Here is a 13,010-nt window from a genome sequence, read left to right on the forward strand (position 1 = left end):
GTGAAAATAAGCAGAAATGATTGCTACTATTGAATTTTATCAGTGTATGCGTTAAGATTAATTCATTAAATATGATGAAAAAGAGAAAGAAGGATTCTTATGTCAGGACATTCAAAATGGCACAATATTCAAGGCCGCAAGAATGCGCAAGATGCAAAGAGAGGGAAGATTTTCCAAAAGTTATCTCGTGAAATTTATATGGCTGCAAAGAATGGTGGTCCTGACCCTTCCGGAAATCCTAATTTGCGAATGGTAATGGATAAGGCTCACGCAAATAATATGCCTAAATCGAATATTGACCGCGCACTTAAGAAAGCTGAAGGGAATTCGGATGAGCATTATGATGAAATTACCTATGAAGGCTACGCACCAGGAGGTGTAGCTATTTTTGTTGAAGCTTTAACTGATAATAAAAATAGGACTGCCTCGTCTGTTAGAGTTGCATTTACTCGTAATGGTGGTTCATTAGGTGCTACTGGGTCAGTTGCCTATATGTTTAATCGAAAAGGATACATTGTAATTGATCGTTCAACTACTGATGCTGATGAAGAGCAAATGCTGCTTGATGTTATGGATGCTGGTGGTGAAGATCTTCAGACTAGTGATGAAGCCTATGAAATTTATACAGATGCTAAACAGTTTGCTCAAGTTAGAGATGCATTGGAAAAAACGGGTTATAAGTTAGCGGATGCTGAATTAACAATGATCCCAGAAAACACAACTGAAGTTCCTGAAGAGAAAAAGGAGCAATTTAATAACTTGGTTGAAGCATTAGAAGATGATGATGACGTTCAGAATGTTTACACTGCTGCTGACGAAGATTAAGCATTAAAATCAAAATTATTTTAACCCACATTTTCGTTAATAATTGATACTGAGAACCTATGAAATTATTACAATTTCATAGGTTTTTTGTTTGTCTTAAATAATTTGTTGAATGATAACAAAGCTGAATATAAATTTTTTTGAGGAAAAAATTTGCCTTTTTTGCGTATTTAATATTGGCAGCAAAAAAGGAGGTTTTTATGCGGATTAAAGAAGTGGTTAATTCTCTAATTGAGTCAGCGATTGATCTACATGCAAGCGATGTTTTTTTCGTAGTGGGTGTCGATGAAATGATTGTAAATTTTCGATTAGTCGATGAACTAAAAAAACAGGCTACTCTTTCAATTAACGAGGGTCGAGAACTTATTAATTTTTTAAAATTTGGTGCTCAAATGGATATTGCTGAACACCGTCGCCCTCAAGTTGGCGCACAGGTTTATGTTTATCACAATCAAAATTACTTTCTCAGATTATCTAGTCTAGGCGATTTTACCAATAATGAATCTCTAGTTATTAGAATCATATATCAAATTGCGGATAGTAATTATTTTTTTGAAGAGCAAATTAATCAGTTGCAACAGTTAGCCTATCAGCGAGGGCTAATTATTACTAGTGGACCAACAGGATCTGGCAAAACGACAACAATGTATAAATTGGCTAAAACAGTTGGGCATAATCAAATGGTAATGACAATTGAAGATCCTGTCGAAATACATGAGGCAACATTTTTGCAGACACAAGTGAACTTAGAGGCTGATATCACTTATTTGAGTCTATTAGAAGCAGCATTAAGGCATCGACCTGATATTTTGATTATTGGTGAAATCAGAAATGCTGCAACTGCTCGTTTGGCAGTTGATGCTGCTTTAAGTGGACATTTGGTTTTTGCAACTGTTCATGCTAAAAGCACGCTTCAAACAATTTCACGTCTTGAAAGTTTGCACATAAATTTAAATGAATTAAGTAATTGTTTAACAGCCGTTTGTTATCAACGCTTGCTTCCAACAATTAAAGGGCCGTCGTGCTTGATGGACATAGCTAGTGGAGAAATTTTACAATCACAAATTAATCTTAAAAAGCGGAGTAATTTTATTAATTGGTCTAAGCATCTTGCTAAATTAAAGGAAAGAGGTGAAATTAGTGCGCAAGTATATCAACAATTTGAAAAAGGATAAGTTAACAGCTCAAGAACGATTAAATTTTCTTGATTATTTGCAGAATAGTTTAAATAATGGTTTTTCTTTGAATAATAGTTTGGAGATAATGCCTGTTTTGTGGCCAAGTCGGCAAAAGTTAATTCAAAAATTAAGCAGTGAAATAAAAGCGGGCGTAAGTTTGAGTAATGAAATGTTACAATTAGGGTTTTCCAAAACTGTTGCTACGCAAGTTGATCTAGCAATGGAGCAGGGAAGTTTAATTGAATGTCTTTCACAATTAGCAACATTAAATCGCTTAAAAATAGAACAAGAAAAAAAACTAAGAACTGAATTATCATATCCAATTGTGTTAGCTATGATGATGATTGTATTGTTGATTTTTATGCAAACATTTGTATCTAACCAGTTCGCTAATTCTGGAGAACATACAGGAGACTTAATGTTAATGGGGATGCTTCTTTTGGTATTTTTACTCCTTTACTATTTGGTTAGAGTATTGACATTACTAAAAAAACAAGATTACCAATCTCTTCTTCGGTTAGCGCATTATCCAATTATCGGTCCGTTAGTTAAGTTATATGTTAAATATATCTTGATTTATGATGTGGGCCTATTGCTTTCAGGAGGATTTTCATTACAGAAAATGTGTGAATATGCTTCTAAACAAGAAAAAGGTTCATTACAAAATTATATTGGACATAAAATTGGACAACAACTAGCAGACGGGAAAAATTTAAGCAAAATAATTAAAGCAGAATATTTTTTACCTGATGAATTACTACTACTTCTACAAGCAGGCTTAAAGAAAGAAGATATGGGTAAACGGTGTTTACTGCTAGGGCAAACATTATTTGCGAATTTAACACAAGAAATTGAAAAAGTAATTGTTGATATTCAACCATTCTGTTTTATTTTAATTGGATTATGTATTATTGGGTTGTATTTAAAATTGTTGCTGCCAATGTACGCCATGATGCAAAGTATTTGAGGAGTGTTAATAATGAAGAATTTTTTTAAGAAATATATATTAAATCTTATTGCTAAAACAAGTAAGGCTCAAGGATTTACGTTAATCGAAATGGTAGTAGTAGTTGCAATTATTGTTATGTTAATTATAATTATTGCTCCTAATTTAACTAGACAGAAACAAAAGGCAAGTGATCGAACAGAAGATGCTTTTAAAACCACATTACAAACTCAAGTTGAATTATATGAGGATGATAAGGATAGAGATGGAAAGGATGTAAATTTCAATAATATGTTTAATGATGGTTACTTAACTAAAAGGCAGTTAGATAAGTCTAAAAATTATCGGGTAACTAATGGTGTGGTTGAAAAAAATTAACAAAAAATCATCGGGATTCACCTTGGTTGAAACAATGGTGACATTAATAATCGCTATTAGTTTGGTACTATTAGAAAGCGTTCAGCTTGCTACATATAATGAAAAATTACTTTTAGACAATACTACTAGGGAAGTTAAAAGTTCTATTGAACAGGCCGCTAGAATTTCAACTATTCGGCATCAACCTGCTGTTATTAGATATTATGCTTCGATTAACAAGCTTACGATTTGGGGAAATGGTTACTCACGAACTTTAAATATTGATAAGCATATAAAGATTTATAATCTTTCCACTATCAATCTTTCGGCCAAAGGTTCGATGCCAGCTCACACAGTTAAAATTACCGATCGAAAAAACACTAAAATTATTAAATTACAAATGACCTGGGGGCGCGCAATTGATAGTAATGCGTAGATTAAAAGGCTTTTTATTAGCAGAAAGCATGGTTGCTTTAATCTTAGCAATCATGGGGGTTTCCTCAATGGCATTAATAGTTAGTGATACTAGGACAACGGAACGAAAGATTGAATTGAAAACAGACCGAATCTATGCTTGGCGTGTACTAAAGAAAAATAATCTTAAAAGTATCATGGTTCATGATCAACTTTATGAGTTGCGGGGTGAAAAAAGTATATATGATATATCCACCAAAGAAACTTATTACATCAAAAAATAAGGGGTTTATGCTAGCAGAAGCAGTTTTTTCGGTCATTGTAACTTTGCTTGTAGTTTTAACTTTACAAAATTTAATCAAAACTGTAACGGTTTCTAATCGAATGTTTCACAAAACTGATGATGTTGTGTTTGCATACGTTCAATTGAATCGGTTTTTGCATGAGGATAAGGTCAAAGCAGCTTATACACTTCCAGAAATATCCAATTCAAGACAAGGGGCATTTGTTAAGGTTGATGAAGACGGTCAAAAAAAGACCTATTTAGTTTCTCAGTATAAAAATATGATTCGTGTAACAACATCTGAAGGTGGGCATATGCCACTTTTATTGAATATAAAACGAGCGAATTTTCATACAAAAGATTGTTTAATGGAAATTCATATCACTGAAAAAGATAATCGTAATTCTGATTTAATTTTTAAATTCGGTGCTCAGCCTAAGAAGAGAGAAAAAAATGAATTTAGCAAAAAGAAAAAAATTAAAATTGAAAGCTAGTGCCTTATTAAGTAGTGTACTAGTATTAAGTACATGTTTAATTTTTTTGCAATTTTATCAAGAAATCTATCGCAATGATATGAAAAACAATTATTTGATAATTGAATATCTGCTTAATGAATGATTTGCTTGCACTGGTTCCCTTTATTCTATTAAAATGATTAGAAGATAAGGGGAATAGTAATGGATAAAATCGAAAAATTATATAATGAATTTTTGAGTTGTGTAGAATGTTTGCAAGATGCACTAAATGTAACTTTTGGGGAAGCATTGACTGAAACATTTGATAATCTTGAAAATGATCAAATTAAGGTTGAAGTTGGAGCACCAGATCCGGAAACAGTCAAGCTATTAAGTCAAAAATATTCACAACTACATTATAAAAAGCTTACCCAACAAGTAAAGGTACAAATTTATACTTACTTATTGCTTAAAGATGTAGAAGAAGATGGTCTTAATGCTAATCAGTTGCCTACACCACTTACAATTTCAACTATAATTGCAATGTTTATGCAAAAGTTACTTCCGAACAAAAGTTTACTTTTGGCTGACCCTGCAATTGGAATGGGCGATCTAATGTTTTCGGTTGTTAATCAGTTAAAGAGTGCAAATCATTCTAAAGTAAACTTCAAATTAATTGGAATAGATAATGATGAAACAATGCTTAACTTTACTGATATTGGCGCACAGTTAAATAAACTTAAGATTGATTTATACTGTCAAGATGCGCTTACACCATGGTTATTTAGTAATCCTGATGTAGTTATTAGTGATTTGCCAATTGGTTATTATCCACTGGATGATAATGCGGTAAACTTTACAACTAAATCTGAAAAAGGACATTCTTTTGCTCATTTGTTATTTATTGAACAAATCATTAAAAATTTACAACCTGGTGGTTATGCTTTCTTGCTAGTACCGCAAGCAATTCTTTCCGGTAAAGGAGGAAGCGACTTCATGCCATGGTTATCAGAAAAAGTTGCCCTTCGAGCGATTGTTGAATTACCAGACAGCATGTTTAAAAATAAGTTAAATCAAAAGGCTGTTTTAGTATTTCAAAATCATGGAAATGATGTCCATACTAGTGAAGTTTTTCTCACAAAGTTGGACACTTTAAAAAAAGAGAAAGACCTAATAAAGCTTAATGTTAAACTAAATGAGTGGTATACTAAAAACATTGATTAATTTGTGAAAAAGTCAAAATTGTCTGTATGGAAGGATTAAGTTTATGAAAAAAGTTTTAGCAATTAATTCAGGTAGCTCTTCTTTTAAGTATAAGTTGTTTGCTTTACCTGAAGAAAAAGTCTTGGCAGAAGGAATTGCAGATCGGGTAGGTATTGAAGGTTCATCTTTTGAAATTAAATTGTCTAATGGTGAAAAGCATTCTGAAGAAGTCACTATTCCGGATCAAGAAACAGCAGTTAATTTGTTGCTAAAAGCTTTAAAAGAATACAAAGTGGTTGAAGATTTAAGTGAGATTGTTGGTGTTGGGCATAGAATTGTTGCCGGAGGAGAAGAATTTACTGATTCTGCAATTATTGATGAAGAAAAGTTACAAAAAATTTACGGACTGAAAGAATATGCTCCCCTGCATAATCCTGCTGAGGGCAAAGGGATTGAAGCTTTTATGAAATTATTGCCAGGTGTCCCAGAGATTGGTGTTTTTGATACGTCATTTCACCAAACATTAGATCCAGAGCATTATATATATTCAATTCCTTATAAGTATTATGAAAAATATGGTGTTCGTAAATACGGGGCACATGGTACATCCGTTCGTTATATTATGGGGCGAGCAGCAGAAATGTTGAGTAAAGAAGCAAAAGATTTGAAATTGATCGTTTGCCACTTAGGATCAGGTGCTTCAGTTACAGCGGTTAAAAATGGCAAGTCCTACGATACCTCTATGGGCTTTACTCCACTTGCTGGTGTGACAATGGGGACTCGTTCCGGAGATGTTGATCCATCGGTTTTGCAATATATTATGAACAAGGAAAATATTGATATTAATGAGATGATCAAGATATTAAATGATCAATCTGGTTTGCTCGGAATTTCTGAAATCTCTTCTGATATGCGTGACTTAGAAAATAATTCTAGTTCAAGAGCAAGTTTGGCTCGTGATATTTTTGTTAATCGCGTTAGACAATATGTTGGTTCATATATTGTTGAAATGGAAGGCGTTGACGCAATTATCTTTACTGCTGGTGTAGGTGAGCATGATGCAGGAGTTAGAGAAAAGATTATGCAATCATTTGAATTTATGGGCTTAGAACCGGATTATGAAGCTAACAAAGTTAATGGTGAGAAGTTCATTTCTAAAGCAAATTCTAAGATCAAAGCAATGATTATTCCGACTGATGAAGAATTAATGATTGAACGTGATGTTGTCCGTTTAGCCCATTTAAATTAATCACAATTTAATATATAATAAAGATCGTTAATTTTTAACGATCTTTTATTATATAAATATGGAGTTTTTATATGGGCAATTGGCAAAAAGATCGAATTACTGCAGCAATAAATGGGACTAATCCAATGGTTATGGCCGAATTAGAGGGTGGTTATGCTGCTTTCGGTGATACCCAATTTTTACCTGGTTATTGTGTGTTGTTACCAAAAAGGAATGTTGCATCTCTGAATGAATTAAGCATTGTGGAAAGAACAATTTTTTTACGGGATATGAGTATATTGGGAGATGCCATTTTACACGTTTGTCATGCTGATCGAATTAATTATGATATTTTAGGTAATACTGATAAGTTTTTACATGCACATGTTTTTCCAAGATATAAATTTGAAAATCCAGTTAAACGTATTAAACCAGTTTGGCTATATAATACAAAGTATTGGACTGAGAAGAAGTATCAATATAATTCTCAAAAACATGGTGAGTTAAGAGCAGCGATAACCAAATAATAGCAAAAGCAGGGGATAAAACTGATGATAAGACTAGTAGCAATTGATGTTGATGATACACTGTTAAATAGCCATGGTAGATTACTCGAATCCACTAAAAAAGTTGTTAAGCAGGCACTAGATCGAGAAATTAAAGTAGTTCTTTGTTCTGGTAGGCCGTTAGCTGGGGTTCAACACTTTTTAAGTGATCTTAAAATAACTGGAGATGATCAGTATGTGATCACTTTTAATGGTGCAGTGATTGAATCACTTGGTGGGAGTAAGCTTAAGGATGATAGATTATCTCAGACAACTTATAAACAAATAGATCAATATGCCCAAAAGCATAAAGTTGCATACAACATTGTTGATGCCGATAGTCAGATTATTACTAGTAATCATAATGTTAATCGAATTACAGTAATTCAAGCTTGGGAGAATGATGCTGGAATTTTAATTAGAAAACCAGAAGAATTATCAGAAAATCATCATATCATCAAAGCAGTTTTTGCTGATGAAACAGAAAAGCTGGATCAAATTGAACAAGATGTAGTTGCTAAATTTGGACAAAGAAATTATGTTGTAAGGGCGGCGACAAATTTTCTTGAAGTAATGCATAAAGATGTTAATAAAGGTGTTGCCCTCGAATTCTTAGCTAGACAACTGAGAATTGATGCGAATGAAATTATGGCAATTGGAGATGAGAGAAATGATATTCCAATGCTTGATTTTGCTGGTATATCTGTTGTAATGGGAAATGGTTCTAATCAGGCAAAAAAGCATGCAGATTATGTTACCTTAACAAATGATGAAAACGGAATTATGAGAGCCTTCAATAAATATGTATTATTGTAATTACACTTTTAAAAAATGCTAAAGAAAAAAACTTAGACTTTATTTAGAATATGTTGAACAAAGAAAAAATAATTGATTGATACAATTCAGATACCTTAGCCAAGTAAAAAGCCCTTAACTATAATAGTTAAGGGCTTTTTAAAATGGAGATGAGGGGAATTGAACCCCTGTCCAAACGCATTCCGTCACTAACATCTACGAACATAGTTATACTATTTGAATTTCACTAATTCAAAACGCCGTATAACAGGGCAAGAATGAACTAGCTAATCTGAAATGACTCTTTTTAACTATTCAGATGAGGTAGTTAAACGTAACTCACTAAGTTGATACTTCAAACTAGACGCGAGTAATCAAGTAAGAAGCAACACATGTGCCTAAATTAGGCAGCTAATGCGTAAGAATTTTGTTTGTTTGCAGTTATAAAACTGTGACGTTTTAACGTAGACGTGACCTACGGATCGCAGTCAATGCGAATCTACGCCTGTCGAATCCCAAAACATCCCCTTTTTGATAATAATATTATAGCATAGTTTATGTTATAGGACCACTTGGTAATTTTGTACAAGGTTAACCAGTTATATTGAGTTAATTTTGAATAAGGTTAAAAATAATGTAATTGCCTTTTCCTTTTCTATTCCAATACCAATGTTTCAGTTTTATTCTCATATCTAGATAGTATTATTACTTAATATGCAAGTTAGTTTAAACGATAATCTAAAGTTAATGATTAGAGCAAAATAAACAAAACAACTTGAATATTACAATAAAGTTGGATAGGATAAAGTTTCGTTTTTTTATAATTGGTTATTATAATTAAGTTTAAACAAGATTGTAAAAACTAACAGTTCCCAATAAAAGCTAAGGATATTTCTTTAAAAATTGCTAACAACTATAAGTTGATAGCTAACGTGGATTTTTGTACAAAGTAAAAATCAATGTTCAACTTAACTAAATTAAAGCTAAAATATAACAACTTAAATGATAAAATAAAAGTCTTTAAATTTTGAACAAAATATTAAGAAAGAAGTTTTTTGATTTTAAAATTAAGAAATGGTTTTAAATTTTTGTGATAAAAGTTTACACTTAGTTAGAGGTGATAAAATATGGAACCTATTTTTTTAAAACCTTACTTTAGACCTAAAATTTGGGGTGGACGTAAGTTAAAGGAAATTTTTAATTATGATATTCCTGCTGGCAAAGTTGGTGAGGCCTGGGTCATTTCTGGTTATAAAAGAGCTGCTTCAGTAGCTGTTAATGGTGTATTTAAGAACCAGAGTTTGCGAAAAATTTATCGTGAAAATCCTGAACTTTTTGGTAATCCCAAAAGTTCAGAATTTCCACTATTGGTTAAATTTCTTGATGCCTGTGACAACTTATCGGTACAGGTACATCCAGATGATTCATATGCTCATAAAATTGAAAATGATAGCGGTAAGACTGAAAGTTGGTACGTTTTACAAGCTGATCCTGGATCGTACTTAATTTATGGTCATACTGCTAAAAACCGTGATGAATTAGCAGAAATGATCCACCATGGAGAGTGGGATCAACTTTTACGTAAAGTACCTGTTAAGGCTGGTGACTTTTTCTATGTTCCGGCGGGAACTATCCATGCTCTAACTAAAGGAATTATGGTGATTGAAACGCAACAGTCTAGTGACATCACTTATAGACTCTATGACTATGATCGAATAGATCAAAAAACAGGTAAAAAACGTGAATTGCATACGCAAAAGTCAATTGACGTAACCAAAGTACCTTATGTTGATCCTAAGCTTAATATTAATGTAAAACAAGAAAAAGATGCTACTATCAAAACATTTGTCACACCGCCTGTGTCACCACATTTTTATTTATGGCAAGTAGAACTCGATGGGGATTGGCAAACTGGTCTTGTAAATCATCCTTACATGTTAGTTACTGTGATTTCAGGAACAGGGGTAATAAAAGTAGATAGTAAAATTTATAATATTTCTATTGGAGATAATTTTATTATTCCAAATATGATTAAAGAGTTTTCTTTCTCTGGAAAGATGAAAATGATAATTTCTGCGCCTGGAAGTGACAACTAGTTTACAAAAGGGATGGTTAAAATGATTTATATTGCTTGTGGCTCGATTATAATAACTGTAGGACTATTATGGTTAGTTTATCCTGCCAAACACCCTAATCATTTTTATGGCTATTTTTCATATTTAGCACAAGTCAATAAGCACAGTTTTCATTTTGCTCAAGTACGTGCAAGTCTGAATTTTATTTTTTTCGGGTTAATTCAATTATCACTAGGGGTTGGAATTCGACTTTTAAATTGGGATAAATATTTTTTCTTATGGTTATTAACATTCTATTTATTCTTGATATTTCCAATTATGGCAACTGAAAAGAGCCTAAAGAAATTTCTTCTTGACCGTCATGAACTACCTGCAGATTATATTGATCCTGACGATGTACGTCAAGGTAGAACTAAAGGATTTAAAAATCGAAAATGAAACTAAGAATTTTAATAATTGAAGATGATACTTCAGTTGCAGAAATGATGGAAATGTTTTTTGCAAAAGAAGACTGGATTAGTAGTGTCGCTACTGATGGTATACAAGCTGTTGAAATGTTTAAGAAACATCCGGATCGATATGATTTAATTACCTTAGATCTTAACTTACCTAAAAAGGATGGAATTCAAGTAGTTAAGGAAATTCGAGTAATTTCGGCGAAAATTCCTATTATCATGTTAACCGCACGAAATAGTGAGACAGACCAAATTTTGGGATTGGATGAAGGAGCTGATGATTACATTTCTAAACCATTCAGCCCATTAGCACTAATTGCACGAATTAAGGCTTTGCAACGTCGAGTTTCAATAGAAGACAACCAAGAACTGATAAAATTAGATAAAAATCTTGAAAATTATAATGTAGATACTTATGATATTGTTACTAACCATATTAAAATTTCTAAGGCTAGACGAGAAGTGTTATTTGATGAAAAAGTAGTTGAAAATATCACACCCAAAGAATTTGAAATGCTCTATACAATGACCAAAAAACCGAAGCAAGTTTTTTCACGCAATCAATTGCTCGAAATGATTTGGGGTTATGACTATTTTGGTGAAGAGCGGACTGTTGATGCCCACATTAAAAAGCTCAGGCAAAAGCTTGAAAAAGTAGGAGCCAATGTTATTCAGACTGTTTGGGGTGTAGGTTATAAGTTTGATGACACACAGGATCAAAAATGAAGCTAATATATCAGTATATGCTTAACTTTCTGTTAATCATTTTGACAACGATAACGATTATTGGTTGTTCAGAGATAACTTATGTGACTAATCAATCATATTCTCAAAATTATCAGAGAATGGAAGATTATGCGTCTGCTTTAGGCTCATTAGCTATAACTGATCAAAAAAGTGGCACACTAATCCTTAATTCAGAGTTTTTATCGCAGTTACAGTTTGTTTTGCACAGTGATGATCTTTATCTAAGGGTTTTTAACGCTCACGGAGATCAGGTTTATCCTAAAGCAGGAAAAAATTTGTATTTAGCAAGTGATGTTTTTGCAATTCTAAAGCAAGGACAAGAAATTAGGATAAAGAATAATAATGATACGCATACTTACATTGGCCATACGAAAAAATCTTATACTGGAGTTTTATTACCTTGGATGAATGGAGACAAGCTAATCGGCGCAATTTGGTTGGGAGAAAAAATTGAGAACGTAGAGCAGCCAATTAATATGTCTAAACATAATCTTATCAATGCCTTGATTACAGCTCTCAGTGTTGGTTTAGTATTGAGCTTTGGATTATCGTATTATGCTTCAAGTAAAATTAAACGTTTATCTCAAGCTACCAAAAAGGTTACTGCGGGTGATTTTGATGTTCACCTTGATTATAAGGGCAATGATGAAATTGATCAGTTGTCAGGTAACTTTAATCGAATGGTTCAAGCATTAAAAAAATCAAATGATGTAATAAAAAATCAAGAAAAAAGACGTGATCAATTTATGGCTGATGCTGCTCATGAAATGAGGACGCCACTTACTACAATTAATGGGATCTTAGAAGGTTTACAGTATGATGCAATTCCCCAAGATGCAAAACCAAAGTCAATTTCATTGATGAGACGTGAAACTGAACGCCTAATTCGTTTAGTCAATGAAAATTTGGACTTTGAAAAAATTAGAAATAATCAGATTAATTTAGTTAAAACCAAATTTAATGCTCGAAATATATTGGAAGATGTATGTCTTCAGCTTAAACGTAATGCAAAAGAGGAAAATGACCAACTTAAAATTACTGCACCTAGTGATTTGCCGATTTATGCTGATCGTGATCGTTTCAAGCAAATTATTGTTAATTTAGTTCAAAATGCAATTCAGTTTACCCAAAATGGCATGATTATACTTGGTGGTCGTAGATCAAATCATAGTACTGAAATTACAGTTAAGGATACTGGAATTGGGATGAATGAAGAGCAACTGAAATATATTTTCGAACGCTTCTTTAAGGCAGATCCTTCAAGAACTCGTTTGGGTATTGGGGAATCGGGGTTAGGTTTGTCAATAGTCTTGTCATTAATTAAACAACATGGCGGTAAAATCAGTGTCAAATCTAGTATAAATAATGGTGCTACGTTTACCATTACAATTTTTGACAAGGGATTTGAACAATATCTTCCCGAAAACTAATAATTTCAAGAATTGAATATATGTATTGAGAAAAGTAAAAACTCAGTTCATCATGAATCCTGAAGCTAATCGTT

The 13,010-nt window shown here is 32.6% G+C and carries 15 protein-coding genes and 1 other RNA gene; 15 read left to right on the top strand and 1 reads right to left on the bottom strand.

What is annotated here, in order from left to right; all coding sequences use genetic code 11:
• The first annotated feature begins 99 nt into the window (after positions 1-99).
• The 11 genes from F5ESL0228_RS03080 (at position 100) to F5ESL0228_RS03125 (ending at position 8,250) form a co-directional block, all read left to right on the top strand.
• Positions 100-825 carry a YebC/PmpR family DNA-binding transcriptional regulator gene (locus F5ESL0228_RS03080; protein ID WP_122018008.1) on the top strand — a complete coding sequence of 242 codons (726 nt, stop codon included), beginning with the start codon at positions 100-102 and terminating at the stop codon, positions 823-825.
• Between the two features lie 200 nt (positions 826-1,025).
• Positions 1,026-2,000, top strand: coding sequence for a competence type IV pilus ATPase ComGA (gene comGA / locus F5ESL0228_RS03085; protein WP_122018009.1), 975 nt, complete (start codon positions 1,026-1,028; stop codon positions 1,998-2,000).
• The gene (locus F5ESL0228_RS03090; RefSeq protein ID WP_122018010.1) at positions 1,966-2,970 is read left to right on the top strand and encodes a type II secretion system F family protein; all 1,005 of its coding nucleotides are present in this window, start codon (positions 1,966-1,968) and stop codon (positions 2,968-2,970) included. Before comGA ends, F5ESL0228_RS03090 begins: the two co-directional genes overlap by 35 nt.
• A 12-nt stretch (positions 2,971-2,982) precedes the next feature.
• The gene (locus tag F5ESL0228_RS03095) at positions 2,983-3,327 is read left to right on the top strand and encodes a prepilin-type N-terminal cleavage/methylation domain-containing protein (protein WP_122018011.1); all 345 of its coding nucleotides are present in this window, start codon (positions 2,983-2,985) and stop codon (positions 3,325-3,327) included.
• Positions 3,305-3,742 carry a prepilin-type N-terminal cleavage/methylation domain-containing protein gene (locus tag F5ESL0228_RS03100; protein ID WP_122018012.1) on the top strand — a complete coding sequence of 146 codons (438 nt, stop codon included), beginning with the start codon at positions 3,305-3,307 and terminating at the stop codon, positions 3,740-3,742. Before F5ESL0228_RS03095 ends, F5ESL0228_RS03100 begins: the two co-directional genes overlap by 23 nt.
• The gene (locus F5ESL0228_RS08240; protein ID WP_147441035.1) at positions 3,735-4,004 is read left to right on the top strand and encodes a hypothetical protein; all 270 of its coding nucleotides are present in this window, start codon (positions 3,735-3,737) and stop codon (positions 4,002-4,004) included. Before F5ESL0228_RS03100 ends, F5ESL0228_RS08240 begins: the two co-directional genes overlap by 8 nt.
• 7 nt (positions 4,005-4,011) lie before the next feature.
• Complete coding sequence (locus tag F5ESL0228_RS03105) at positions 4,012-4,497, top strand: ComGF family competence protein (protein ID WP_158592476.1); 486 nt, start codon at positions 4,012-4,014, stop codon at positions 4,495-4,497.
• 183 nt (positions 4,498-4,680) lie between these two features.
• Positions 4,681-5,682: a class I SAM-dependent methyltransferase gene (locus tag F5ESL0228_RS03110; RefSeq protein ID WP_122018014.1), complete on the top strand. Its 1,002-nt coding sequence runs from the start codon at positions 4,681-4,683 to the stop codon at positions 5,680-5,682.
• A 43-nt stretch (positions 5,683-5,725) separates the two neighbouring features.
• The gene (locus F5ESL0228_RS03115) at positions 5,726-6,910 is read left to right on the top strand and encodes an acetate/propionate family kinase (RefSeq protein WP_122018015.1); all 1,185 of its coding nucleotides are present in this window, start codon (positions 5,726-5,728) and stop codon (positions 6,908-6,910) included.
• A 71-nt stretch (positions 6,911-6,981) separates the two neighbouring features.
• Entirely contained in the window at positions 6,982-7,416 is a 435-nt protein-coding gene (locus tag F5ESL0228_RS03120) for an HIT family protein (protein ID WP_122022810.1), read from the top strand.
• 21 nt (positions 7,417-7,437) lie between these two features.
• Positions 7,438-8,250, top strand: coding sequence for a Cof-type HAD-IIB family hydrolase (locus tag F5ESL0228_RS03125; protein ID WP_122022811.1), 813 nt, complete (start codon positions 7,438-7,440; stop codon positions 8,248-8,250).
• Positions 8,251-8,391: 141 nt separating this feature from the next.
• On the opposite strand, the gene ssrA is transcribed toward F5ESL0228_RS03125, so the two are convergent.
• Positions 8,392-8,757, bottom strand: a transfer-messenger RNA (tmRNA) gene (gene ssrA / locus F5ESL0228_RS03130).
• Positions 8,758-9,356: 599 nt separating this feature from the next.
• Between ssrA and manA the strand changes: the two genes are divergently transcribed.
• The 4 genes from manA to F5ESL0228_RS03150 are packed head-to-tail and all read left to right on the top strand — an operon-like array spanning position 9,357 to position 12,936.
• Positions 9,357-10,325, top strand: coding sequence for a mannose-6-phosphate isomerase, class I (manA, locus tag F5ESL0228_RS03135; RefSeq protein WP_122022812.1), 969 nt, complete (start codon positions 9,357-9,359; stop codon positions 10,323-10,325).
• A gap of 21 nt (positions 10,326-10,346) precedes the next feature.
• Positions 10,347-10,742: an SdpI family protein gene (locus F5ESL0228_RS03140; protein WP_122022813.1), complete on the top strand. Its 396-nt coding sequence runs from the start codon at positions 10,347-10,349 to the stop codon at positions 10,740-10,742.
• Positions 10,739-11,485, top strand: coding sequence for a response regulator transcription factor (locus F5ESL0228_RS03145; protein WP_122022814.1), 747 nt, complete (start codon positions 10,739-10,741; stop codon positions 11,483-11,485). Before F5ESL0228_RS03140 ends, F5ESL0228_RS03145 begins: the two co-directional genes overlap by 4 nt.
• Complete coding sequence (locus tag F5ESL0228_RS03150) at positions 11,482-12,936, top strand: HAMP domain-containing sensor histidine kinase (RefSeq protein WP_122022815.1); 1,455 nt, start codon at positions 11,482-11,484, stop codon at positions 12,934-12,936. The genes F5ESL0228_RS03145 and F5ESL0228_RS03150 overlap by 4 nt, the downstream gene beginning before the upstream one ends.
• The last annotated feature ends 74 nt before the right edge of the window (positions 12,937-13,010 follow it).

Origin of the sequence: Lactobacillus sp. ESL0228, from assembly GCF_003692825.1 — a bacterium.
Taxonomy (GTDB): domain Bacteria; phylum Bacillota; class Bacilli; order Lactobacillales; family Lactobacillaceae; genus Lactobacillus.

Coding starts and splice junctions, on each gene's coding strand:
- F5ESL0228_RS03080 (WP_122018008.1), top strand. CDS start 100: ATGTCAGGACATTCAAAATGGCACAATATTCAAGGCCGCAAGAATGCG.
- comGA (WP_122018009.1), top strand. CDS start 1,026: ATGCGGATTAAAGAAGTGGTTAATTCTCTAATTGAGTCAGCGATTGAT.
- F5ESL0228_RS03095 (WP_122018011.1), top strand. CDS start 2,983: ATGAAGAATTTTTTTAAGAAATATATATTAAATCTTATTGCTAAAACA.
- F5ESL0228_RS03100 (WP_122018012.1), top strand. CDS start 3,305: ATGGTGTGGTTGAAAAAAATTAACAAAAAATCATCGGGATTCACCTTG.
- F5ESL0228_RS08240 (WP_147441035.1), top strand. CDS start 3,735: ATGCGTAGATTAAAAGGCTTTTTATTAGCAGAAAGCATGGTTGCTTTA.
- F5ESL0228_RS03105 (WP_158592476.1), top strand. CDS start 4,012: ATGCTAGCAGAAGCAGTTTTTTCGGTCATTGTAACTTTGCTTGTAGTT.
- F5ESL0228_RS03110 (WP_122018014.1), top strand. CDS start 4,681: ATGGATAAAATCGAAAAATTATATAATGAATTTTTGAGTTGTGTAGAA.
- F5ESL0228_RS03115 (WP_122018015.1), top strand. CDS start 5,726: ATGAAAAAAGTTTTAGCAATTAATTCAGGTAGCTCTTCTTTTAAGTAT.
- F5ESL0228_RS03120 (WP_122022810.1), top strand. CDS start 6,982: ATGGGCAATTGGCAAAAAGATCGAATTACTGCAGCAATAAATGGGACT.
- manA (WP_122022812.1), top strand. CDS start 9,357: ATGGAACCTATTTTTTTAAAACCTTACTTTAGACCTAAAATTTGGGGT.
- F5ESL0228_RS03140 (WP_122022813.1), top strand. CDS start 10,347: ATGATTTATATTGCTTGTGGCTCGATTATAATAACTGTAGGACTATTA.
- F5ESL0228_RS03145 (WP_122022814.1), top strand. CDS start 10,739: ATGAAACTAAGAATTTTAATAATTGAAGATGATACTTCAGTTGCAGAA.
- F5ESL0228_RS03150 (WP_122022815.1), top strand. CDS start 11,482: ATGAAGCTAATATATCAGTATATGCTTAACTTTCTGTTAATCATTTTG.